Raw genomic sequence first — 24,099 nt, forward strand, 5'->3', positions numbered from 1 at the left:
CGAGCGCGTCGAGCATCTCGCGCACCAGCCCCTCCTTGCGCGGGTCATAGACCTCCGCCTCCGACTCGGCCTCGAAGCTGGTGGCGTAGTGACTGTGGGTGACGATCTTCGGGGCTCTCGCTTGTTCTGCCATCTGGATGCCTGGTCCATTGCTGATATAGAAGATATGGGCGGACGGAGGCCTGAGGCGCGCCCGCTTCAGATCGGACAATGGGGGTCGAGGGGGGAGAACGGAATAGTCTGGCGGTGCGCGTAAGGGTCATACACGGGGCGTTTGTGGAAACACGATCCGGTGTCGGTTAACATAACAGTCCGTTTCTTCTCAAAATCCAAAGATCTGCGGACGAAAGGCCATGAGTGCTCAGCCGATCGGTCCAGCCAGTCTCCTCGCCTCCTGCGCCGCTCGCGGTGCGGTCCGTTCCGGGGTCACGAGCCGTTGACAGTCAGCGGTCATGTGTCTACTTCCCCCCTGGTCGTTGCGAGCCACCCCTCGTGGATTGGCCGTCCTCTCGTTTCGAGTCCGACCCCGGTCGGCTGCCGTGGATGTCTTCGCCCAATCCCTAGGAGAACCTGACTATGTGTGGTTTCTGCGGTGAGATCCGCTTCGACGACCTCCCGGCGAACCTTGACGCCCTGAGTGCCATGAATGCGGCCATGACCCCGCGGGGCCCCGACGGTCATGGGGTCTGGCAACAGGGTCGGGTGGCGCTCGCCCATCGCCGGTTGTCGATCATCGATCTGAGCAATCATGCCGCGCAGCCGATGGTCGACAGCGAGCTGGGGCTGTCGATCGCCTTCAACGGATGCATCTACAACTATCGCGAGCTGCGCGGTGCGCTCGAGTCCAAGGGCTATCGCTTCTTCTCCGAGGGCGATACCGAGGTGGTGCTCAAGGCCTTTCATGCCTGGGGCGATGCCTGTGTCGAGCGCTTCCACGGCATGTTCGCCTTCGCCATCGCCGAGCGCGACAGCGGGCGGTTGACCCTGGCGCGCGATCGTCTCGGCATCAAACCGCTCTATCTCGCCGAGGTCGCCGGCGGGCTACGCTTTGCCTCGACCCTGCCGGCGCTGCTCGCCGGCGGCGGCGTCGACACCGAGATCGATCCGGTGGCGCTGCACCACTACATGCACTTCCACTCGGTGGTGCCGGCGCCGCACACCATGCTCGCCGGGGTGCGCAAGCTCGCGCCGGCGACCATCCGCGTCGTCGAGCCCGATGGCCGTCAGCGCGATCGCTGCTACTGGTCGCCGAGCTTCGAGCCGTTGGCCGAGGAGCGCGGACTCGGTTACGAGGACTGGCAGGAGCGCGTCCTCGCGGCGCTGCGCACCGCCGTCGAGCGCCGCCTGGTGGCCGACGTCGACGTCGGTGTGCTGCTCTCCGGCGGACTCGACTCGAGCCTGATCGTCGGTCTGCTCGCCGAGCACGGCCAGCGCGGACTCAACACCTTCTCGGTCGGCTTCGAGTCGGTCGGCGGCGAGGCCGGCGATGAGTTCCAGTACTCCGACATCATCGCCCGTCACTACGGCACCACGCACCACAAGATCCGTGTCGACTCGGCCGCGCGGCTGCTCCCGGAGCTGCCCAACTGCGTGCGGGCGATGTCCGAGCCGATGGTCAGCCATGATGTCATCGGCTTCTACCTGCTCTCGCAGGAGGTGGCCAAGCACGTCAAGGTGGTGCAGAGCGGGCAGGGGGCCGATGAGGTCTTCGCCGGTTATCACTGGTACCCGCCGATGGTCGGCAGCAGCGACCCGGTCGGTGACTATGCCCGCGCCTTCTGCGATCGTAGCCATGCCGAGTTCTGCGAGGCGGTCGATCCGCGCTTCCACGGCGCCGACCACAGCCGCGCCTTCATCGCCGCGCACTTCGCCGGCGCCGGCGCCAGCGACGCGCTCGACAAGGCGTTGCGACTCGATCAGCAGATCATGCTGGTCGACGACCCGGTCAAGCGGGTCGACAACATGACCATGGCCTGGGGGCTGGAGGCGCGCGTGCCCTTCCTCGATCACGAACTGGTCGAGCTGGCGGCGCGGATGCCCGGCGAGCACAAGCTCACCGATGACGGCAAGGGTGTGCTCAAGGCGATCGGACGCAAGATCATCCCCAGCGAGGTGATCGATCGTCCCAAGGGTTATTTCCCGGTGCCCGCGCTGAAGTATCTGCGCGGGGAGGTGCTGGAGACGGTGACCGACCTGGTGCGCTCGCAGCGTGCCCGCGAGCGCGGGCTGTTCCGCGCGGACTATGTCGAGCACCTGCTGGCCGCGCCCGACGAGCACATCACCCCGCTGCGCGGCTCGAAGCTGTGGCAGGTGGCGCTGCTCGAGCTGTGGCTGCAGGAACACGGGATCTGAGCGCGGGCGGCGTCAGGGAACGACCTGCCGGGCCGCCCGGCATGCGTTGAATCATGCGCTCGCACCCGCCTCGCGGCGGCTGCGAGCGCTTGGCCTGGGGTTCGGTCGGATGCGTCCGGTCGGACTTCGCCCTGGCGCCCGAGCGACGTCATCCGATCCATGCCAGTGACGCAGACAGGACAGCCAGCATGACCATGAAAGAGCGCATCCATCACCGTCTCGAGCGCAGCCGTGCCCCATCGGTCAAGAACTGGGACCGCCGACCACGGACCGATCAGACCCTGGGGCAGTCGGCCAGCGTCGACTGCGGCTGGGGCAGGCTGTTGTTCGGGCAGACCTTCAGCGACCCGGCCGAGATCGCGCGCGCGCTCCAGCAGGAGCGCCCCGGTACCCGCGACGTGGCGCTCTATCTCAATGAGCCGCACGTGGTGCTGGCGCAGGCGCCGCAGGACCTCTTCCTCGACCCCTCGCACACCTTCCGGCTGTGGTTCGAGCGCTACCAGTCCTGCCAGCGCCGCCCCAAGGGGTTCCATATCCGCCTGGTCAACTGCCGTGCCGACGCCGAGGCGATCCAGCGGCTCTATATCAGTCGCGGCATGGTGCCGCCGGGGGCGGACTTCGTCTGGGCGAACCGCACCTCCAAGGTGCTGACCTACTGGGTCGCGGAGGACGAGCAGGACGGCTCGCTGCTCGGCGTGGTCAACGGTGTCGACCATGCCGCAGCCTTCGACGATCCCGAGAACGGCGCCAGCCTGTGGGCGCTGGCCGTCGACGCCCAGGCCCCCTATCCGGGGATCGGCGAGACGCTGGTGCGTCAGGTCATCGAGTATTATCTGGCGCGTGGTCGCGCCTTCCTCGATCTCTCGGTGATCCACGACAACAGCAACGCCATTCGTCTCTACCAGAAGCTCGGCTTCGGCCGCATCCCGGCGTTCGCGGTCAAGAACAAGAACGCCTTCAACGAGCCATTGTTCATGGGACGTCAGCCCGAGGCCGATCTCAACCCCTATGCCACCATCATCGTCAAGGAGGCGCGGCGTCGCGGCATCGGGGTCGAGGTGATCGACGCCGAGGCGGGCTACTTCGCGCTGACCCTCGGCGGTCGTCGGGTGGTGTGTCGCGAGAGTCTCAGCGAGATGACCAGTGCGGTGGCGATGAGCCGCTGCGACGACAAGGCGGTCACCCACCGGCTGTTGCGCCATGCCGGGCTGCGGGTGCCCGAACAGGCCCGCTTCCAGGCGCTCGATCAGGCCGAAGCGCTGCTCTCGCGGCTCGGCAGCCTGGTGGTGAAGCCCGCGCGCGGCGAGCAGGGGGCGGGGATCAGCGTCGATGTGCGCGACGCCAAGTCGCTGGAGCTGGCGATCGGCGCGGCGCGTCGGGTCTGCGAGACGGTGATCCTCGAGGAGTACGTGCAGGGCCACGACCTGCGCATCATCGTCATCGACTACCAGGTGGTGGCCGCCGCCATCCGCCGTCCGGCGCACGTCGTCGGCACCGGGCGCCACAGTATCCGCGACCTGATCCAGGCGCAGAGCCGCCGCCGGCGCGCCGCCACCGGCGGCGAGAGCAACATCCCGATGGACGAGGAGACCTCGCGCTGCGTGCGCGAGGCCGGCTTCGTGCTCGAGCACATCCTGCCCGAGGGGCAGATGCTGCAGGTGCGCAAGACCGCCAACCTGCATACCGGCGGGACCATCCACGATGTCACCGCCGAGCTGCACCCGGCGCTCGCCGAGGCCGCCGAGGCCGCGGCGCGCGCGCTCGAGATCCCGGTGACCGGACTCGACTTCATCGTGCCCTCGGTTTCCGAGCCCGAGTATGTGATCATCGAGGCCAACGAGCGTCCGGGCCTGGCCAACCACGAGCCGCAGCCGACCGCCGAGCGCTTCGTCGACCTGTTGTTCCCGCAGACCGCGACCCGGGAGGAGTTCCCTTGAAGTTACCCGCCATCGACTCGAATTACCTGGTCGATATCCTGCTGAAGCTGTTGTTCACGCCGAGCCCCTCGGGCTATACCGATCGGGTGGTGCACCTGGTGTGCGAAGAGCTCGAGCGCCTCGGCGTGCCCTTCGAGCTGACCCGGCGCGGGGCGATCCGCGCCACCCTGGAAGGGCGGGTGTCACAGCCCGACCGCGCCGTGGTCGCCCACATCGACACCCTCGGCGCCATGGTCAAGGGACTCAAGGAGAACGGCCGCTTGCAGCTGGTGCCGGTTGGGCACTGGAACGCGCGTTTCGCCGAGGGCGCGCGCGCGACCCTGTTCACCGACACCGGCCAGCTGCGCGGCACCATCCTGCCGATGAAGGCATCGGGACACACCTTCGGTCCCGAGATCGACAATCAGCCCGGGGGCTGGGATCACGTCGAGTTTCGCATCGACACACGGGTCTCTGACCTGCACGGGCTGTTGCGCCTGGGGGTGCACGTCGGCGACTTCCTCGCCATCGACACCTGCCCGGAGATCACCGACACCGGCTTCATCAACGCCCGTCATCTCGACGACAAGGCCGGTGCCGCGGTGCTGCTGGCGACCATCGAGGCGGTGCAGCGCGAGCGCCCCGACCTGCCCGTCGACTGCCATCCGCTGTTCACCATCTCCGAGGAGGTCGGCTCCGGCGCCTCGGCGGCGTTGCATCAGGACGTCGCCGAGATGCTCACCATCGACAACGGCACCACCGCGCCGGGACAGAACTCGAGCGAGTTCGGGGTGACCATCGCGATGGCCGACCAGAGCGGTCCTTTCGACTACCACCTCACCCATCGCGTCATCCAGCTCTGCCAGGAGTTCACCATCCCCCATCAGCGCGATGTCTTCCGCTACTACCGCTCCGACAGCGCCGCCGCGCTCGAGGCCGGCAACGACGTGCGCACCGCGCTGGTGACCTTCGGCGTCGATGCCTCGCACGGCTACGAGCGCATCCATCTCGATGCCCTGGAATCGCTGGCGCGGTTGGTCGGGGTCTACATGCAGGCACCGCCGCTGTTCAGTCGCGACCGCTACGAGATGGGGCCGCGCGCCGGCTTCCCGACCCAGCCGGGCTAGTCCTCGGGCGCCAGACAGGCCACGCGATTACGCCCGCTGTGCTTGGCGCGATAGACCGCCTGGTCGGCGCGCGCCAGTGTCTGGTCGAGCGGCTCGCCGGGACGGCCCAGACTGACCCCGAGACTGGCGGTGGTGGGCACGGCCGACTCGCGCGCGATCGCCCGGCGTAGCTTCTCGGCGGTGCGCTCGCCGTCTCTCAGGTTGCTGTAGGGCAGCACCAGCAGGAACTCCTCGCCCCCCCAACGCGCACACAGGTCGCTCTTGCGGGTGTGCTGACACAGTACCCTGGCGACGGCCTGGAGTACCGCATCGCCGCGATCGTGCCCGAGTTCGTCGTTGATCCGCTTGAAGTGATCGAGATCGATGAACACGGTCGCGTACTCACAGGCCCGACCGCGGGTGCGCGCCATCGCCCGGTCGAGTCCGCGGCGGTTGAGCAGTCCGGTCAAGGGGTCGCGTTCGGCCTGCTCCAGCGCGCGACAATGCGCCAGTTCGGCGTCGGTGATGTCGTGCAGGGTGAGCACGAAACCACCGACATCCGGCAACCGTCGGCACTCGGCGAGCAGATAGCCGCGTCGTCCGCGACACTCCACCTGGAGCTTGACCGGTCCGCGCGCCGCCGACTCCTCGATCCAGGCCGGAGAGGGGGTGAAGGGGCGGCCGTTGAGCGTCTTGAAGTAGTGACAGATACAGCCGCGTTCGCGCTGGAAGGCGGCCATGTCGTGGATGCCGAAATACTCGCGCAGTGCCGCATTGGCCTGTCTGAGTCGCTGGCCGTCGCTGATCCCGATCATCGCCGGGTTGCAATCGATGATCTGGGCGAGCAGCGCGCGCTCGCGCTCGAGCGCCTGGCGCAGCCGCACCTCCTCGGTGACGTCCTTCTGGTTGGAGAAGAAGTAGCGGATGCTGCCGTCGGGGTTGCGGATCGGGGTGATGTTCCAGGAGACCCAGTAAGGCGTGCCGTCCTTGCGATAGTTGACGGTCTGGCCGGCAAACTCCTCGCCCCGTTCGAGGTTGCGGCGCAGCCGGTCGAGGACCGCGCGCTCGGTGCGCTCGCCCTGGAGGATGCGCGGTGTGCGCCCGATCAGCTCCGCGCGCGTATAGCCGGTCATGCGCTCGAAGGCCTTGTTGACGTAGAGGATCTTGGGGTGGTCGTCGTCGAGTTCGGCGCTGGTGATGATGACGCTGGTCAGGGCCTCGTTGAGCACCGCGAGCAGTTCATCGGAGGGGAGGTCGCCGTTCGGTAGGTCGTGTGCGGCCATGACGGGGCGGTTCGGACGCATGGCGCTGTCCGGCCGGGCGTCCAGGTTCGAGGATGGGGGGAGAGGCCTATCCTGATGCCGGCGCTGGCCGGTGCCTTCGCGTCTCCCGTGGCGTCCGCCGATCGTGTGCGATCGGGTTGGCTGCTAAAGGATACGTGAGATCGGGGTCAGGTGCACCAACCGGCGCCTGATGCCGTGACCCCGATCCGATATGGTCGCGGACGATCAGTCCTTGGCGGCGGTGTTGATGCCGAAGGGCACATAGGCCGGGCACCAGCCGATCAGTGCGGTGGCCAGCGGCACCAGACCGATGGCGCCGAGCCAGTTCTGGGCGATCAGGCCCCAGAGCAGCAGTACTGCGCCGATGGCCAGACGGATGTTGCGGTCGGTGGAGCCGATGTTCTTGGTCATGTCGTTACCTCGTCGATGGGTTGATGGTCGAGAGGTTAACGCGTAGCGCTGCGCCACTCTGTGACTATGTCACCCAGCAGCGCCAGAGGCGTGGCGAGCAGTCGCTCGGCCTTGTCGAGGCGGCGCCCCAGGCGTGGGTCGGGCTCGAGCCATGGGGCGCCTGTCCTGGCGTGTCGGCGTCGAGCAAACCCAGGTCATCATGACTTGTGCGCGTTTTGCCGGCTGGCGGTCCAGACCGCTGTCCTCAGTCGATCGTGTCGCGCGCCCCGAGCAGACCGGGGTCGAGCAGCTCGATGCGTCCGCGCCCGGTACGCAGCGCGCCGCGGCCCTCGAGTTCACCGAGCAGTCGGGTGATCACCTCGCGCGAGCTGCCGAGTTCGACGGCCAGCGCCTGATGGGTGGTGTGCAGCATCGCCGGTCGTCCGGCGGCCTGCCAGCGATGCAGCAGCAAGGCCGCGAGGCGCTGGTCGAGCGGCTTGAAGAGGATCGCGTCGAGCACCCCGAAGACCTCGCCGAGGCGCTCGGCGACCAGCCCGAAGACGAACTCGCGCCAGGGCGCCGATGCGGCCATCCAGCGTCGGACATCGGCGGCGCCGACGACCACCGCCTCGATCGCCGTCTCGCACACCGCGAAGGCGGGGAAGGGCCGCGCGCTGAGGATGCAGGCGGCGGTGACCACGCAGCTCTCGCCCGGCCCGATGCGATACAGGGTGACCTCGCGACCGTTCTCGCCGAGCTTGTAGATCCGCGCCGTGCCCGCCAGCGCCAGCGCCAGCTGTGCACAGCTGCCGCCGTCGTGACAGATGATGTGTCCGGCCGGCAGCCGCGCGGTGACGGCGCGGTCGAAGAAGGCCTCGCGGAAATCGCGCTCGGCGGTGCGCAGGAAGGCGAAGTGTTCGAGCAGTCGAGCCCGTTGCTGGGGGTCCTGGATCATGACGGGGCGTCGTGGCGCGGACGGACGAGATGGAACAACAACAGTGCCGCCAGTCCGCTGCCGGCCATGCCCAGCAGCAGCGGCGTCGGGCTGGCGTCGTGGACCAGACTGATCAACGTGGCCACCGCGGCGCCGGCGCCGAAGCGCGCGGCACCGGCGAGCGCCGAGGCGGTCCCGGCCAGACGCGGGAAGAAGCTCATGAAGCCGGCGGTGGCGTTGCCCAGCACCAGTCCCATCATCCCCAGATAGAGCGCGGTGGTCGGTGCCAGCAACCAGATCGGCGGTGCGCCGTGGAGCGCCAGCCCCAAGGCCACGAGCGCCACCGTCGCCTGGGTGGCGAGACCGATGGCGAGCAGACGGTCGGCGCCGAGACGGGGGATCAGTCGGGCGTTGAGCGTGGCCGTCACCATGGTCAGGGCGACGTTGGCGGCGAACACCAGGCCGAACTGGCCGGCGCCGAGCCCGTAGTACTCGATATAGACATAGGGCGAGGCGACGATGAACACCATCATCCCGGAGAAGCTGCTGGCGCCGGCGAGCAGATAGGCGAGCGCGGCGCGGTGGCCGAACAGGCGCAGATAGTTGCGCAGGATGTGGCCGAGGTCGAGACGATGACGGTGCTGGTGGTGCAGGGTCTCGGGGATGAGCGCGAGAAACAGCGCCAGCGCCACCGTACCGATCGCCAGCAGCGCGATGAACACCGTGCGCCAGCCGCCGAGCCCGATCACCAGTGCGCCCAGGGTGGGGGCGACCAGCGGCGCGAAGGACATCACCAGCATGATCAGCGCCATGACGCGGGCATAGTCCTCCTTGTCGTAGAGATCGCGCACCAGCGCCGGCACCGTGACCGCCACCGCGGCGCCGCCGAGGGCTTGGATGGCGCGCGCGCCGATCAGCACCGGCAGGCTCGGCGCCAGGGCGCAGCCGAGCGCGGCGGTCATGAACAGCCCCAGCCCGGCGCTGATGGTCAGGCGTCGGCCGAGCACGTCGGAGAGCGGGCCGATGACCAGCTGGGCGAGGGCGAAGACACCGAGATAGATGGCCACGCTGAGCTGCGCCAGCTCGATCGGCCCGTCGAGCGCGCGGGCGATCTCGGGCAGGCCGGGCAGGTACATGTCGATGGCGAAGGGGGTCAGCGCCGCGAGCAGCGCCAGGGGCAGGATGAGCGCGGGGCTGGTCGGGGCGATGGCGCGGTTCATCGTGGGTCGAGCAATGCGTCGAGCCGCGCCGGGGCCTCGATCAGCGGGTTGTGCCCGGCGCCGGGGATGACGTGGAGCTGGAGCCTCGGGCGCAGCATCGCCACCCGGCGCGCCAGTCCGAGGAACTTGGCATCGTCGGCGCCGACGATCCAGCGCACTCGACCGGGGTGACGGGCGAGGGTGCGCCAGGTCGGCGGCATCTCGCCGAGCCCGAGCACGGCGAGCGCGGCGGCCAGGCCCTCGGGGTCCTGGGCGAGACGTTGGGCGCGCTGGCGGGTGAGTGCGGCGGGGGCGGCGCGGGTCTGGGTGGCGAACAGCGGCAGTTGCTCCCAGGCGTCGACGAAGGCGCCGATGCCCTGTGTGCGCAGCAGCTCGATCCAGCGTCGGTCGGCCGCGCGACGGCGCGCGCGCGCGGCCGGGTCGGTGAGTCCGGGATGGGCGGAGATCAGGGTGGCGCGCCGGAAGCGCTCGGGCGCGCCCTGCAGCAGGCCGAGTGCGACCCGGCCGCCGAGCGAGTAGCCGATCAGCTCGTCGATCGAGGGCGGTAGCTGGGCGAGCAGCGCGGCGATGGTGCTCGCGAAGTCGCCCCGTGGGGGCGGGGCGGCGCCGTGACCGGGGAGGTCGATGGCCAGCGCCTCGGGGTCGTGCGCGCAGCGCGTCGCCCAGTCGGCGGCGGTGCCGGTGAAACCGTGCAGCAGCAGGCGACGCGGTGCGCTCACGCCGGGATGGTCAGAGCGAGGCCTCGGCGGTGCGGGCCTCGGCCTCCTTGTCGCGCTCGATCAGGGCGTAGGCCGAGTGGTTATGGATCGACTCGAAGTTCTCCGCCTCGACCACGTAGTAGAGGATGCGATCGTCCTCGTTGAGCCGCTTGGCAACGTCGCGCACCATGTCCTCGACGAACTTGGGGTTGTCGTAGGCGTGCTCGGTGACGTACTTCTCGTCGGGGCGCTTGAGCAGGCCGAACAGCTCGGAGGAGGCCTCCGACTCGACCATCTCGATCAGCTCCTCGATCCAGATGAAGTCGCGCATGCGCACCTGCAGGGTGACGTGCGAGCGCTGGTTGTGCGCGCCGTAGGCCGAGATCTTCTTCGAGCAGGGGCACAGGCTGGTGACCGGGATCACCACCTTGACCTGCAGCGCCGGCTCGCCGTGACGGATCTCGCCGATCAGCGTCACCTCGTAGTCGAGCAGGCTCTGCACCCCGGAGACGGGGGCCTGCTTGCGCATGAAGAAGGGGAAGCGCATCTCGATGTGGCCGGCCTCGGACTCGAGCCGGGTCGACATCTCGGCGAGCATGTCCTTGAAGGAGGCGACGCCGATCTCTTCCTCATGGTTGTTGAGTACCTGCACGAAGCGCGACATGTGCGTGCCCTTGAAATCGTGCGGCAGGTAGACGTACATGTTGAAGGTCGCCACCGTATGCTGCTCATTGCCGCTGCGGTCGCGCACCCGCACCGGGTGGCGGATGTCCTTGATGCCGACCTTGTCGATGGCGATGCGACGGGTGTCGGCGCTCCCCTGGACGTCAGCGATATCGGCGGTCGCGTTGCAACGGTTGGACTCGAGCACATGCTCCATGGGTTCGCTTCCTCGACGGATCGGCGGAAAAGAGATATCGCCGCAAACCCTGGGGGTGTTGCGGCGACAAGACAATGGGTCTGGTGTCGACAGTCGCCCGGGTCGGCCCCGGGCGGTGACGGGGTTCTCAGCTGCGGCGGGTGCTCAGCCCCTCGGCGATGGCGGTGAGCGCAGCGGCGCGCTCGCCGAAGATGCTGATCGCCGAGAGTGCCTCGTCGGTCAGCTCGCGCGCCATCGCCTTGGCCTGGGCGAGCCCGACCAGCGACGGATAGGTGGCCTTTTCGAGCACCTGGTCGCGTCCGGCGGTCTTGCCGATGAGCGCGGTGTCGCCCTCGACGTCGAGCACGTCGTCCTGGATCTGGAAGGCCAGACCGATGCACTTGGCATAGCGGTCGAGCCGCTCGCGCTGGTCGTCGGTGGCGTCGCTGCGGGCGAGCAGGGCCATCTGTACCGAGGCGCGGATCAGCGCGCCGGTCTTGTGGATATGGATGTGCTCGAGCATGGCGACGTCGAGTTGGGTCCCCTCGCCCTCGGCGGCGAGGTCGAGCGCCTGACCGCCGACCATGCCGCGCGAGCCGCTGGCGCGCGCCAGCGCGGTGACCATGCCCACCCGACTCTCGGCGGAGAGCCCCGGGGCCTCGGCCAGGGCCTGGAAGGCGATCGTCTGCAGGGCGTCGCCGGCGAGGATCGCGGTGGCCTCGTCGTAGGCGCGGTGACAGGTCGGCTGGCCGCGACGCAGGTCGTCGTCGTCCATTGCCGGGAGGTCGTCGTGGATCAGCGAGTAGGCGTGGATCAGCTCCACCGCGCAGGCCGGCCGGTCGAGCAGTTCGGGGTCGATGGCGAGCGCCTCGCCGGCGGCATAGGTCAGCAGCGGGCGGATGCGCTTGCCGCCACCGAGCACGGTATAGCGCAGGGCCTCGTGCAGGCGAGCCGGCTCCACGCTGGTGCTCGGCAGCAGTTGCTCGAGCGTGTTCTCGACGCGCGCCTGGTAGCGCGAGCGGAAGGCGTCCAGATTGGTCTCAGTCATGGGTGTCGAAGGCTTCTGGCTCGGCGTCCGGCCGAGCGTCGGTGAGGATGCGCACCCGTTGCTCTGCCGTCTCCAGTGCCTGCTGACAGGTGCGGGTGAGGCCGATGCCGCGCTCGAAGGCGTCGAGCGACTGCTCGAGCGTCATCTCGTCCTGCTCGAGGGCGTCGACGATCGACTCCAGTTCGGCGAGTGCCTGTTCGAAGGTTGGCGGGGAGTGCTCGGGGGCTTTCGTCATCGGGTTTGAACCGGTGTTTGCAGGTACGGTACCGTAGGTCGGTTGAGTGGTCAAACCAGCGCGTCTTGCGCACCGCTCGTTCTCGTCCATCACCCCGCCACAGGAAGATCCAGCACGGCCATGACCGGCAACTACGACGCCTCAGCCATCGAGGTCCTCAGCGGTCTCGACCCGGTGCGCAAGCGCCCCGGGATGTACACCGACACCACCCGCCCCAACCACCTCGCCCAGGAGGTGATCGACAACAGCGTCGACGAGGCGCTCGCCGGCCATGCCAGGCGCATCGAAGTGGTGGTGTTCGCCGATGGCTCGCTGGAGGTCGCCGACGACGGTCGTGGCATGCCGGTCGATCTGCACCCCCAGCTCGGCCAGCCGGGCGTCGAGGTGATCCTCACCAAGCTCCATGCCGGGGGCAAGTTCGGCAGCGGCAGCTATCGCTTCTCCGGCGGCCTGCATGGTGTCGGCGTCTCGGTGGTCAACGCCCTGTCGAATCGCCTCGAGGTGTGGGTGCGTCGTGGCGGTCAGGAGTCGCACATGGCCTTCGCCGACGGCGAGAAGGTCAGCGAGCTGACCGTGGTCGGCAGTGTCGGGCGCAACAACACCGGCACCCGGCTGCGCTTCTGGCCCGACCCCAAGTATTTCGACAGCCCCAGGATCGCGGTGCGTGCGCTGATCCATCTGCTGCGCGCCAAGGCGGTGCTCTGCCCCGGGCTCGAGGTGCGACTGCGCGACGAGGCCGCCGACGAGGAGCACTGCTGGTGCTATCAGGACGGACTCAAGGACTATCTGCTGCAGGCGCTCGGCGGCGTCGAGCGCCTCCCCGAGCAGCCCTTCGTCGGCGACATGCAGGGCACCAACGAGGCGGCGAGCTGGGCGCTGGTGTGGCTGCCCGAGGGCGGCGAGCCGGTGGCCGAGAGCTATGTCAACCTGATCCCGACGCTGCAGGGTGGCACCCATGTCAATGGCTTGCGCACCGGGCTGACCGAGGCGGTGCGCGAGTTCTGCGAGTTCCGCAACCTGCTCCCGCGCGGCGTGCGGCTGACCCCGGATGATGTCTGGAGCCGCATCGCCTATATCCTCTCGGTCAAGCTGATCGACCCCCAGTTCTCCGGCCAGACCAAGGAACGACTGTCCTCGCGCGAGTGCGCAGCCTTCGTCTCCGGGGTGGTCAAGGATGCCTTCAGCCTGTGGCTCAACCAGCACGTCGAGTCCGGCGAGCGTATCGCCGAGTTGGCCATCGGCGCGGCCCAGGCGCGGTTGCGCGCCGGGCGCACCGTCACCCGCAAGAAGGTCACCCAGGGACCGGCGCTGCCCGGCAAGCTTGCCGACTGCACCGCCACCGACCCCGAGCGCAGCGAGCTGTTCCTGGTCGAGGGCGAGTCGGCCGGGGGGTCGGCCAAGCAGGCGCGCGATCGCGAGTTCCAGGCGATCCTGCCGCTGCGCGGCAAGATCCTCAACACCTGGGAGGTCGACCCCGCCGAGGTGCTTGCCTCGCAGGAGGTGCACGACATCGCCGTGGCCATCGGTGTCGATCCGGGCAGCGAGGACCTCTCGCGGCTGCGCTTCGGCAAGATCTGCATCCTCGCCGACGCCGACTCCGACGGTGCCCATATCGCCACCCTGCTGTGCGCGCTCTTCCTGCGGCATTTCCCTCGTCTGGTCGTCGAGGGACACGTCTATGTGGCGATGCCGCCGCTCTATCGTATCGATGTCGGCAAGCAGGTCTTCTACGCCCTCGACGAGGACGAGAAGCGCGGCGTGCTCGATCGCATCGCCGCCGAGGGCATCCGCGGCAAGGTCGGGGTGCAGCGCTTCAAGGGACTCGGCGAGATGAACCCGGCGCAGCTGCGCGAGACCACCATCGCCCCGGACACCCGCCGGCTGGTTCAGCTCACCGTCGATCCGGAGGATGGCAGCGGCGAGCTGCTCGACATGTTGCTGGCCAAGCGTCGCGCCGCCGACCGGCGCCGTTGGCTGCAGCACAAGGGGGACCTGGCCGAACTCTGATGCGGTTCAGCGTGCGTTGCGCGATTGTTCCTGTGTCTGCGTGGCGAAGGCGGCGATGAGGTTGAAGCAGGCACGCGCATCCTCGGACATGTCGACGAAGTTGAGGGTGCGCGCGCGCCAGCGCGCGAAGTCGTAGTCGTCCTCGAGGTGCTCGAGGTCGCGAAAGCCCATGCTCCAGTCGGCGAAGATGCGTTGCTTCACCACCCCTTCGTAGACCACCCGCACGCCGTGATGGCGCGGATCCTCGCGCAGTTGCTGCAGCAGGCGCAGCAGGCGGGGACGACTGCCCTCGAGCAACTGCATGAAGCTGCCGTTGAGATAGAGCAGGAAGCCGGTGAGCCCCTGGCGTCGATTGGACTCGCGCGACTGTTTGAGCAGCTCCTGTAGCTCGCGCGGACTCATCGGTTCGGTGGCCTGGCTGACATAGAGCAGGGCGTAGAGGTCGTGCTCGGCGAGCACCGTGGTCTCGGACGGCGCGGCACCGAGCAGCTCGCGCATCGTCTGCGCGGTCAGCGGGCGATAGAAGTGATAGCCCTGGACGTGGTCGCAACCCATGTCGCGCAGATAGTCGAACTGGCGGGGGTTCTCCACCCCCTCGGCGATCACCCCGAGTCCCATGGCGCGCGCCATGCTGCAGACGGCCGAGACGATGGCGCGGCTGTCGTGACGCTTGTCGAGTCCGTCGACGAACTCGCGATCGATCTTGAGGCTGCTCACCGGCAGGCGCAGCAGCTGGGCGAGCGACGAGTAACCGGTGCCGAAGTCGTCGACCGCCACTCGCAGCCCGCGCTCGGCGAGTCGGCGCAGCATGCCGAGATTGAAGTTGACGTTGCTCATCAGCGAGGTCTCGGTGAGCTCGAGCAGGATGCGCTCGGGATCGGCTCCGGTGGCCTCGAGGATGGCGACGAAGTCATCGACCAGGGTGGCGTCGTTGAGCTGGCGCGCCGAGACGTTGACGCTGATATAAGGGGCGCGCGCGCCGAAGCTGGCGCGCCACTCGGCCTCGGCCAGACAGGCCTGACGGAAGACCCACTTGCCGATCGGCACGATCGCCCCGTTCATCTCGGCGATCGGCACGAAGTGTGCCGGTGAGACCTCGCCGGCGCTCGGGAACCAGCGCAGCAGCAGCTCGGCGCCGCGGATCTGCAGGGTATCGACGCTGAGGATCGGCTGGAAGCGGACCTCCAGCTCGTCGCGTTCGATCGCCTGGCGCAGCCCGTTGCTGATATCGAAGCGCCGTCGCGCCTGTTCGTGGATCTCCTCGCTGAACAGCCGGGCGCCGTCGCGTCCCTGCTCCTTGGCGGAGTACATCGCCGCGTCGGCGTTGCGCAGCAGGTCATCGGCATTGTGGGTGGTGCCGTGACCGAGCGCCACGCCGATGCTGGCGGTGGCGAACAGTTGGTGTTGGTTGAGTTGCAGCGGCTCGCGCAGCAGGTCGTTGATGCGCTCGGCGAGCGCGGTGAGGGTCGCCGCGGTGTCGACGCGGTCGCAGAGCACCACGAACTCGTCGCCACCGAGTCGCGCCACGGTGTCGCCGGGTCGGACATGGCTGACCAGTCGTTGCGCGATGCCCTTCAGGAGGGCGTCGCCGGTGGCGTGTCCGTGACTGTCGTTGACCAGCTTGAAGCCGTCGAGATCGATGAACAGCACGCCCACCCCGTGTCCCTGGGTGCGTGAGCGGGTCAGCGCGTGGGCCAGCCGTTCGCGGATCAGCGCGCGGTTGGGCAGTCCGGTGAGGGTGTCGTGCGAGGCGCGCCACTCCAGTTCCTCCTCGGCCACCTTGCGGTCGGTGATGTCGCTGAGGGTGACCACCAGTACCCACTCGCCGTTGCTCATCACCTTGGAGATCGAGGCCGCGGCGGGGAAGGACGAGCCATCCTTGCGGTATCCGCTGACCTCGGTGCGCATGCCCATCCGCCGCTCGTGCTCCGGCCCATTGAGGAAGCGCTGGATGAGCTGGCCGTGGCGCTGACGGTATTGCGGCGGGATGAGCTGTTCGAGCGCCAGCCCGACCATCTCGTCGCCCCGATAGCCGAACAGCTCGGCGGCGCGCCGGTTGGCCTCGATCACCATCGATTCGGCGCTGATGGCCAGCACCGCGACATCGGCCATCGACAGCATCTGCTCGGGGCCGAAGGGCGAGGTTTGGCTGGCCGATGGTGGCTCGGTGTCGATACAGGCCAGGGTGTAGCCGGCGCGGGCATCGGCGCGCAGCGTCGGTTCGGCGACCACGGCCAGCTGGCGCAGGCTGCCGTCGTTCAGGCGTGCCTGCAGCATGCCTTGCCACTCGTCCTGTTCGGCCAGGTTGCGGCGCGCCTCGGCCAGTGGTTCGTCGGCCTCGGCCCAGAGCAGGGTGATCGGCTTGCCGAGCAGCTCGGACTCCTCGGCGATCCCCCAGCGCTTGAGCAGTGCCCGGTTGACGTACTCGATCCGGTCACGGTCGTCGACACCGACCACGGCGACCTGGGGGACCACGGCCCTGGTCTCGTGCTCCTGCCCGCCGGGCTTGTCTTTGGCGTCGTCGGGGTGCGGTCGCCGCTGCAGGTGGGAGTAACGCTCGGGGATCTCAGGGGTGGTACGGCCGAAGGACTCGATGATCTCGAAACGCCCGGCGAAGTCGCAGCGCGCCAGATGGCCGTTGACCGCCGCGTGATGGGTGATCGGATCCATCCGTACCTCTCCCTGTGGCGCCTCGATGACGACCTGCTCGAGCGCCTCGACCAGCGCCTCGGGCTCGACCGAGCCGGCGCAATTGGCTGCCTGGGCGAAGGCGTGCACGCAGACATAGGTTCCCTCGCCGAAGTTGGTCAGCACGCCACGCCCCTCGGGGTGCAGCGCCTCGACCTCGGGGAGGGCGGCGAGCGCGCGCAGATAGCGGTGGTTGGCCGGGGTGTCGAGGCCCATGAAATAGGTGCTGCTCGAATAGAAGCCCTCGCGCACCTCGGGTGCGAGGTGCGCGGCCATGGCCTCGTCGAAATGGCCCATGACCACGGCCATGCGTGACTTGAGACCGAGCTGGTCGAAGCGGTTGAGCAGCTCGATCTGGTCGGCCCCGGCGAAGTAGGGCACGAAGACATCGGCGCCGGAGCGCTCGACCCGGTTGAGCAGGGCGCCGAGCCGGGCGCTGCCGAAGGGAAGATATTCTTCTCCCACCACCTCGCCGCCACAGGCGACGAGCGCGCGCTTGGCCGCGTCGATCGAGCCGCGCGGCCACTCGTAGTTGCTGCCGGCGAAGAACATCTTGGGGCCGGCCAGCCGCGCCATGTAGGGGATCATATGATCGATCTGCTGGTTGGGCAGGGCGGCGAAATTGAAGAAATAGCGGTGGTGGATGCTGCCCTCGTAGAAGGAAAAATTGAGATAGGGCACGCGGCGTGGCAGCGAGACCCGCCCGGCCACGGCGATGCGCGAGTTCGACAGCAGGTTGCCGATCAGTGCCACGCAGCGATGGGTGTCGATCAGTCGGGCGGCGGTCGGTACGGCGGTCTCGGGCTGGCTGCCGTCGTCGACGATCACCAGTTCGAGGGGGCGGCCGAGTACCCCGCCGGCGGCGTTGATCTCGGCACAGGCGATACGCCCGGCCCAGGAGATCTCCGGGCCGTAGAGCGAGACCAGGCCGGTGAGCGGCGGCATCAGGCCAATTCGGATCGGGGTAGCGATACTGTCCGGCATGCGAATCCAGGTCGAGCTTGAAAGGGGCGGCTGGCAGCTTGTGGGCATTCACTGGCAGTGTAGACGCAGTTGGACCTCGAACGCACGGCCCCGAGGGGGAAATGCGATCGCTTTCCAGTCGATTCCAGCGGCGTCATCCCTGGTCGGATCGCGGTGTCAGGCTCAGGGTGTCCGGGGTGTGGTCTTGTCGGCACCTGCCCCCGGCATGGCCGCTTCCAGCAATCGTCCCGTGACCATCCTGAGCTGCTCGGTGAGCGCCTCTTGGCCGCTCGCGGAGAAGCGCTCGACCAGTGTCGCCGGGGCATGCAGCTGGAGTGCGCAGGCGACCAGCAGTGCCGCCTCGTCCGGGGTGATCCGTCCTGCCCGCAGCGTCTCGGCGAGCCGCACCCGCGTCAGCCCGGCCAGTGGCGCGAGGCTCGCCTCGAGGGTGCGGTGGGCGTTGGCGAAGGCGTGCAGCTCGGCGCTGTCCTCCTCCAGGGCGTTGCGGCTCGGCGGGGGCAGTGCGCTGAGCAGTGCCGCGGCGATCCTCGGGTCGAGGGCGCGCAACGGCCCGGCAAGCAGGACCCCGATCCGCGCGCCGAGTCGGCGCTCGGCGCGAGTCGCCAGTCGCTCACCCGCCGCCGAGCAGGCCGCGAGCAGCACCACCGCGTGTTCGCCGCTGGCGGCGTTGCGGCTGGTGCCGACCTGCGCCAGTCGCCAGCCCTGGTGGCGCCAGAAGGCGAGCAGCCCGGGGGTGGCGCCGAAGCTGGTGCCGACCAGATCGAGGCCCTCGGCGCGCGCCGCCGCCTGCAGGGTCGTCAGCAGTCGCGCGCCCAGCCCGTGTCGGCGCAGCGCCGGGTGGGTGGCGATGCGCACCACCCGCAGCGCGCGCAGCGCCGGCGCCTCGGCCAGCCCGGCATGGGCCGAGAGGGTCTGCGGCAGCAGATGACCGCGCGGGCGCCGGCGTCCCTCGAAGATCGCCGCGCGCAGCGCCGGGTCGTCGATGCCGCCCTCGGCGCTGGCGATCAGGGTCGCCACCACCCGGCCCGCGAGCCGACAGGCATAGACCCGCACCCCGGGGCCGTCGAGCAGCATCCGCAGGTCCGCCGGGCGGGTCTGGTAATGGGCCTGGACCAGCAGCCCGAACAGCGCCCCGAGCGTCGTCTCGTCCCCGGCCAGGGTGTCGCGATCGAGGCGTTCGCAGGTGATGCCCGCGAGCGTCGTGCTGCTCGGCGGGTCGATCGCGGGGATGGCCGCATCGAGCAGCAGGGCGCGGAAGCCCAGCGTCTCGAGCGGGTCGTGCGCGGCCCAGCGGATCGGTTGTTCGAGCCGCTCGAGCCGCCACCCCGGGGTGTGGCGCTCGAGCGCATCGCGAAAGCGCAGCTCGAACCCCCGTCCGGTGCCCTCGTAGCCGTGGACGGTGGCGGCGAACACCAGTCGCGGGTAGCGGTGCAGCAGCCCTTCGAGCAGGGGGGCGGGGATCGCCGCGGCCTCGTCGACCAGTACCAGATCGGCGGCGGGGTGGCGGTCGAGCAGGTCGGCGGGGGCGACGAAGTCGAGCCCCGAGTGGCTTCCGGCATGTCCGAGCAGGGTCGCCGCCGCGCCCCGGTTGGGCGCGGTGACGAGGATGCGATAGTCCTCGGCCTCGGCGAGCAGCCGCCGCGCGGCGATGCCGAGCGCCGCGCTCTTGCCGCGCCCGCGATGGGCGCTGAGCACCAGCGGGCGATGAGCGCGTCCGCGCGCGACCCGCAGCACCGCCGCGATCGCCCGCGCCTGATCGGCGCTCGCCGCGCCCTCGGCGTCCGGGGCTGGCGGCGGGGCCGGGGCCGGCGCGGGGGTGTCGGGTTGCGGCCAGTGGGCAGGGGGCTGCGACTGGTCGATGTGGACCAGCGCGGGGTCGCTCGCCAGCACCCGCGCCAGCCGCGCGATGAAGCGCCCGCCCGGTTGTGGCGGATGGGGCCAGGGGGCGAGGCGCGCGGTCTGCGGGTCGGTCAGGGTCGACCACTCGGCCAGCGGCGGGGTCAGCAGCAGCAACAGCCCGCCGCCGATCAGCGCGCCGGTGGCGGCGCCGAAGGCGTCGGGGTCGAAGCCGCCGTGGGCGTCGTAGACCAGCAGCGCCAGTTCGCCCCCGAGCAGCTTGCGGGCAGCGCCCAGCGGTTCAGCCTGGGGTGGGCTCGCGCGTGCCGAGAGCCAGGTCGTCGCCAGCCCCGGCAGCGCCGCGAGCACCGCCAGCGCCTGACGCTCACACCAGCCGACCTCGCCGCTGACCAGCAACACCCGGCGCTGTCGACACCCCAGCGCCTCGGCGCGCAGCGCCCGCGCCAGCGCGACGATGGCCGTTGCTTGTGGTGACGGGGCCGGGGTGGGCATGGTTCAGGCGTCAGCCTTCGGTCGCCAGCGGTTTGAACCGCAAAGACGCGAAGCGCACGAAGGGATGAAAGGCTGCTGGAGGAGAGGCGATCTGGTGATGATCACAACGCTTGAATACAGGCCCCCAGGCCAAACGGTCGTTTTCTTTGCGTCCTTCGCGTCTTTGCGGTTCAACAGCTTGCAACGGTTCTCCGGCAGCACTCAGTCGCTCGCGGCCAGGCGCTCGCCCCAGGTGCGGGCGCGGGCGAAGGTGTCGGCGGTGTCGATCAGGGTCGGGGCACCGTCGCGCAGTACCTGGCGGCCGTTGATCCAGACCTGGCGCACCTGATGGCTGCTGGCGGCGTAGACCAGCTGCGAGGTGGGGTGATAGACCGGCTGGGTGTGGGCATCGCCGAGGTCGACGGCGACGATGTCGGCGGCCTTGCCGGTCTCGAGCGAGCCGATCTCGTCATCGAGCCCGAGGGCGCGCGCGCCGTTGATGGTGGCCATGCGCAGCGCGGCGCTCGCCGGGACGGCGGCGGCCGAGCCGGAGACGCCCTTGGCGAGCAGCGCGGCGGTGCGCATCTCGCCGAGCATGCTGAGATCATTGTTGCTGGCCGCGCCGTCGGTGCCGAGGGCGACGTTGACCCCGGCCTCGAGCAGTCTGGCGAGCGGACAGAAGCCGCTGGCGAGCTTGAGGTTGGACTCGGGGCAGTGGACGACATGGGCGCCGGTGGCGGCGAGACGCTCGATCTCGGCGTCCTCGAGCTGGGTCATGTGCACCGCCAGCAGCGCCGGGTCGAGCAGCCCGAGCCCGTCGAGCCGCGCCAGCGGGCGCTGGCCGTGATCGCGCAGCGACTGCGCGACCTCGTCGCGGGTCTCGTGGACATGGATGTGGATCGGGATCTCGAGCTGATCGGCGAGGGTGCGCACCCGGCCCAGCGGCGCGTCGGAGACGGTATAGGGCGAGTGCGGGGCGAAGGCGACCTGGATCAGCGGATGATCGCGATAGCGTTCGTGCAGCGCCAGCCCCTTGGCGATATAGCCGTCGGCGTCGGCGGCATAGCCGGTGGGAAAATCGATCACGATCATGCCGATGACCGCGCGCATCCCGGCCTCGGCGGTGACCTGGGCGCTGACCTCGGGGTGGAAGTACATGTCGTTGTAGCAGGTCACGCCGCCGCGCAGCATCTCGAGCACCGCCAGGCGGGTGCCGTCGCCGACGAAGGCGGGATCGACCCAGCGCTGCTCGGCCGGCCAGATGTGCTCGTGCAGCCAGGTCATCAGCGGCAGGTCGTCGGCGAGCCCGCGCATCAGACTCATCGCCGCGTGGGTGTGAGCGTTGATCAGCCCGGGGATGAGCACGTGCCCTGGGAGCTCGATCTCGCGTTGCGCCTCGATGCTGGCGCGCGCCTCGGTCGAGGGTAGCAGCGCCTGGATACGCCCCTCGGACACCGCGATCGCATGGTCGTCGAGCTGGCTGTCGGCGGCGTCGACCGGGAGAATCCACGGGGCATGAATGAGGAGCTCGGCTTGCATCGATAGGGGTCCTTTGGTGACGGCGGCAAAATCGGGGACAATGCGCGCAAAATGCCACAAGGAGCCTTTGATGGAAACTGCAACCCCGTTCGTCCCCACCCCCGATGACGCCGTGCGCTGGCAGGACGATCGTCTCTATCTGCTCGACCAGCGGGTGCTGCCCGCGCGTATCGAGGTGCTGGCCTACGATGACGCCGCCGCCGTCGCCGAGGCGATCCGCGACATGGTGGTGCGGGGCGCGCCGGCGATCGGTGTGGCCGCGGCCTATGGCGTGGCGCTTGCCGGGCGCACCGCCTTCGCCGCCGCCGGGACGGACTGGAAGCAGGCCATCGAAGGTGATCTGGAGCGGCTCGCCGGGTCGCGTCCGACGGCGGTCAACCTGTTCTGGGCGATTCGGCGGATGCGCGCGCTGATCGCCACCCTGGGTGCCGCCGACCCCTTCGCCGCGCTGCTCGCCGAGGCGCGCGCGGTGCACGAGGAGGACCGCGCGGCCAACCGGCGTATCGGTGAGCTGGGCGCGGCGCTGATCACCGCGCCGACCGAGATCATCACCCACTGCAACGCCGGCGCCCTGGCCACCGGCGGTTATGGCACCGCGCTCGGCGTGGTGCGCGCCGCGCACGCCGCGGGCAAGGTCGAGCGGGTCTACGCCGACGAGACCCGGCCGTGGATGCAGGGCGCGCGGCTGACCGCCTGGGAGCTGATGCAGGACGATATCCCGGTCACCCTCCAGGCCGACTGTGCGGCCGCCAGCCTGATGGCGCAGGGGCGGGTCGGCTGGGTGGTGGTCGGCGCCGATCGCATCACCGCCAACGGCGACGTCGCCAACAAGATCGGTACCTATGGTCTGGCGGTGATGGCGCGTCATCACGGCATCCGCTTCATGGTCGCGGCGCCGACCTCGACCATCGACATGGGGCTGGCCACCGGCGCCGAGATCCCGATCGAGGAGCGCGATCCGGCCGAGCTGCTCGGCTGCGGCGGCAACCCGGTGGCGCCGGCGGGCTGCGCGGCGCGCAACCCGGTGTTCGACGTCACCCCGGCGGCGCTGGTCGATGCCATCGTCACCGAGCGCGGGGTGGTGCTCGAGCCGACCCCTGAGCGGATGCGCGCGCTGATGGGCTGAGGCGGGCGTCGGGTTGGACCTTGGGCCGCGCGCCTGTTATCCATAGATCAAGGGGTCGGGCCTGTGCGGTCCGGCCCTTGACCCGCGGTCCTCACAGATGGAGATCCTCATGGCCTGTCCGCGTTGTCAGACACTGCCCCTGACGTCCTCGGCGCGGGGCGAGCTGTTGTTGACCTTTGCGGTGCGCGAGCTGCGCGACAAGTGTCTCGGCTATCTCGAGCAGGCGTTGCTGGTCCACCGGGTCGAGGAGATGGTGGTGCGCCTGCCCGACACCTGCCTGCTCGACTTCCTCGAGCGACTGCGGGTCGATCAACCGTTCAACGCCCTCGAGCGCGAGGGCATCCTGGCACTGTTGCTCGCTCCGGGAGAGGGCCTGGATTTTCACGCCTTCACCCGCGCCCATTCGCTGGAGCGTTGGTTCGCCCTGCTGGCGGCGCGCCCGTTGCTCGAGATCCTCGAATACCAGCGCTTCGTCAGTTGGTTCCAGCCGATCGTCTCGATCGCCGATGGTGCGGTGGTCGGGCACGAGGCGCTGCTGCGCGGACGGTTGCCGGAGGGCGGGCTGATGTTCCCGGGCGAGATCTTCTCGCTGGCTGCGGCCAACGACCTGTTGTTCCAGGTCGATCGTCAGGCGCGTGCCGCGGCGCTGCACTGCGCCGCCGCCCAGGGGCTCGACGGGCTGCTGTTCATCAACTTCCTGCCGACGGCGATCTACGATCCGGTGCACTGTCTGCGCAGCACCGTCGGTTGGGCGCGCAAGCTCGGCATCGATCCCGGTCGGATCGTCTTCGAGGTGGTCGAGACCGAGCGCGTCGGTGATATCGAGCACCTCAAACGCATCCTCGACTACTATCGCGACGCCGGCTACCGGGTGGCGCTCGATGACGTCGGCAGCGGTTATGCCTCGCTCAACCTGCTCGCCCAGCTGCGCCCCGACATCATCAAGGTCGACATGGAGATCATCCGCGACATCGACCGCGATCCCGCCCGCCAGTCGATCTATCGCGCCCTCGCCGGCATCGCCGCCGAGCTCGACATCGAACTCCTCGCCGAGGGCATCGAGACCGAGGCCGAACTCGACTACGTCCGCCGTCACGGCGCCGATCTGGTCCAGGGCTATCTGTTCGGACGCCCCGGTCCCGGGGTGGCCGGGGGCTGAGCGGAGGGTCGCTGCCAGTCGCCAGCTATCAGCCGCCAGCTACCAGCTACCAGCCGCCAGCCGCCAGCCGCCAGCCGCCAGCCGCCAGCCGCCAGGAGATTGAACCGCAAAGCCGCAAAGTGCGCGAAGAAAGCGACCAGTCTTCAGCAAGCAGCCTCCAGTGTCGGTTTGCGGTCAACCGCGACGCGACGAGACAACCCAGCCCCTTCACTGGAAGCTGGCGGCTG

Annotated in this window: 17 protein-coding genes; 6 read left to right on the top strand and 11 right to left on the bottom strand. The window is 69.2% G+C overall.

Features of this window, described 5'->3' with window-relative positions; genetic code table 11:
• The first annotated feature begins 576 nt into the window (after positions 1-576).
• The 3 genes from EBL85_RS07260 (at position 577) to EBL85_RS07270 (ending at position 5,395) form a co-directional block, all read left to right on the top strand.
• On the top strand, positions 577-2,352 hold the full coding sequence (locus EBL85_RS07260) for an N-acetylglutaminylglutamine amidotransferase (protein ID WP_123139806.1): 1,776 nt from the start codon (positions 577-579) through the stop codon (positions 2,350-2,352).
• Positions 2,353-2,540: 188 nt separating this feature from the next.
• Positions 2,541-4,289, top strand: a complete 1,749-nt coding sequence (gene ngg / locus EBL85_RS07265; RefSeq protein ID WP_123139805.1) for an N-acetylglutaminylglutamine synthetase — start codon at positions 2,541-2,543, stop codon at positions 4,287-4,289.
• Positions 4,286-5,395: an osmoprotectant NAGGN system M42 family peptidase gene (locus EBL85_RS07270; RefSeq protein WP_123142538.1), complete on the top strand. Its 1,110-nt coding sequence runs from the start codon at positions 4,286-4,288 to the stop codon at positions 5,393-5,395. Before ngg ends, EBL85_RS07270 begins: the two co-directional genes overlap by 4 nt.
• Here EBL85_RS07270 and EBL85_RS07275 read toward each other — a convergent pair.
• The 8 genes from EBL85_RS07275 to EBL85_RS07310 all read right to left on the bottom strand — a co-directional run bounded on the left by EBL85_RS07275 (position 5,392) and on the right by EBL85_RS07310 (position 12,041).
• Positions 5,392-6,657, bottom strand: coding sequence for a diguanylate cyclase (locus EBL85_RS07275; protein WP_165913539.1), 1,266 nt, complete (start codon positions 6,655-6,657; stop codon positions 5,392-5,394). The two genes, EBL85_RS07270 and EBL85_RS07275, sit on opposite strands and share 4 nt — an antisense overlap.
• A gap of 225 nt (positions 6,658-6,882) precedes the next feature.
• Positions 6,883-7,068 (bottom strand): DUF2892 domain-containing protein, encoded by a 186-nt coding sequence (locus tag EBL85_RS07280; protein WP_062276659.1) that lies wholly within the window; start codon positions 7,066-7,068, stop codon positions 6,883-6,885.
• A gap of 244 nt (positions 7,069-7,312) precedes the next feature.
• A complete protein-coding gene (locus EBL85_RS07285) occupies positions 7,313-8,002 on the bottom strand; it encodes a Crp/Fnr family transcriptional regulator (protein ID WP_123139802.1) in 690 nt (229 codons plus the stop codon).
• Complete coding sequence (locus tag EBL85_RS07290) at positions 7,999-9,201, bottom strand: Bcr/CflA family multidrug efflux MFS transporter (RefSeq protein ID WP_123142540.1); 1,203 nt, start codon at positions 9,199-9,201, stop codon at positions 7,999-8,001. The genes EBL85_RS07285 and EBL85_RS07290 overlap by 4 nt, the downstream gene beginning before the upstream one ends.
• The gene (locus EBL85_RS07295; RefSeq protein ID WP_123142541.1) at positions 9,198-9,920 is read right to left on the bottom strand and encodes an alpha/beta fold hydrolase; all 723 of its coding nucleotides are present in this window, start codon (positions 9,918-9,920) and stop codon (positions 9,198-9,200) included. The genes EBL85_RS07290 and EBL85_RS07295 overlap by 4 nt, the downstream gene beginning before the upstream one ends.
• Before the next feature lie 10 nt (positions 9,921-9,930).
• Entirely contained in the window at positions 9,931-10,779 is an 849-nt protein-coding gene (folE2, locus tag EBL85_RS07300; protein WP_123139799.1) for a GTP cyclohydrolase FolE2, read from the bottom strand.
• 127 nt (positions 10,780-10,906) lie between these two features.
• Entirely contained in the window at positions 10,907-11,806 is a 900-nt protein-coding gene (gene ispA, locus EBL85_RS07305) for a (2E,6E)-farnesyl diphosphate synthase (RefSeq protein ID WP_123139798.1), read from the bottom strand.
• The gene (locus EBL85_RS07310; protein ID WP_062276649.1) at positions 11,799-12,041 is read right to left on the bottom strand and encodes an exodeoxyribonuclease VII small subunit; all 243 of its coding nucleotides are present in this window, start codon (positions 12,039-12,041) and stop codon (positions 11,799-11,801) included. Before EBL85_RS07310 ends, ispA begins: the two co-directional genes overlap by 8 nt.
• A 120-nt stretch (positions 12,042-12,161) precedes the next feature.
• Here EBL85_RS07310 and parE point away from each other — a divergent pair, with 120 nt between their 5' ends.
• Positions 12,162-14,048, top strand: a complete 1,887-nt coding sequence (gene parE, locus EBL85_RS07315) for a DNA topoisomerase IV subunit B (protein WP_123142542.1) — start codon at positions 12,162-12,164, stop codon at positions 14,046-14,048.
• 6 nt (positions 14,049-14,054) lie between these two features.
• On the opposite strand, the gene EBL85_RS07320 is transcribed toward parE, so the two are convergent.
• The 3 genes from EBL85_RS07320 to EBL85_RS07330 all read right to left on the bottom strand — a co-directional run bounded on the left by EBL85_RS07320 (position 14,055) and on the right by EBL85_RS07330 (position 21,587).
• Positions 14,055-17,720, bottom strand: coding sequence for an ABC transporter substrate-binding protein (locus EBL85_RS07320; protein WP_123142543.1), 3,666 nt, complete (start codon positions 17,718-17,720; stop codon positions 14,055-14,057).
• Positions 17,721-17,882: 162 nt separating this feature from the next.
• Positions 17,883-20,069 (bottom strand): tRNA(Met) cytidine acetyltransferase TmcA, encoded by a 2,187-nt coding sequence (locus EBL85_RS07325; RefSeq protein WP_123142544.1) that lies wholly within the window; start codon positions 20,067-20,069, stop codon positions 17,883-17,885.
• A 201-nt stretch (positions 20,070-20,270) separates the two neighbouring features.
• On the bottom strand, positions 20,271-21,587 hold the full coding sequence (locus EBL85_RS07330) for a TRZ/ATZ family hydrolase (RefSeq protein ID WP_123139794.1): 1,317 nt from the start codon (positions 21,585-21,587) through the stop codon (positions 20,271-20,273).
• A 70-nt stretch (positions 21,588-21,657) separates the two neighbouring features.
• Here EBL85_RS07330 and mtnA point away from each other — a divergent pair, with 70 nt between their 5' ends.
• Positions 21,658-22,713, top strand: coding sequence for an S-methyl-5-thioribose-1-phosphate isomerase (gene mtnA, locus EBL85_RS07335; RefSeq protein WP_123139793.1), 1,056 nt, complete (start codon positions 21,658-21,660; stop codon positions 22,711-22,713).
• A 109-nt stretch (positions 22,714-22,822) separates the two neighbouring features.
• A complete protein-coding gene (locus tag EBL85_RS07340; protein WP_123139792.1) occupies positions 22,823-23,872 on the top strand; it encodes an EAL domain-containing protein in 1,050 nt (349 codons plus the stop codon).
• The last annotated feature ends 227 nt before the right edge of the window (positions 23,873-24,099 follow it).

Origin of the sequence: Marichromatium sp. AB32 (assembly GCF_003718675.1) — a bacterium.
Classification (GTDB): domain Bacteria; phylum Pseudomonadota; class Gammaproteobacteria; order Chromatiales; family Chromatiaceae; genus Marichromatium; species Marichromatium gracile.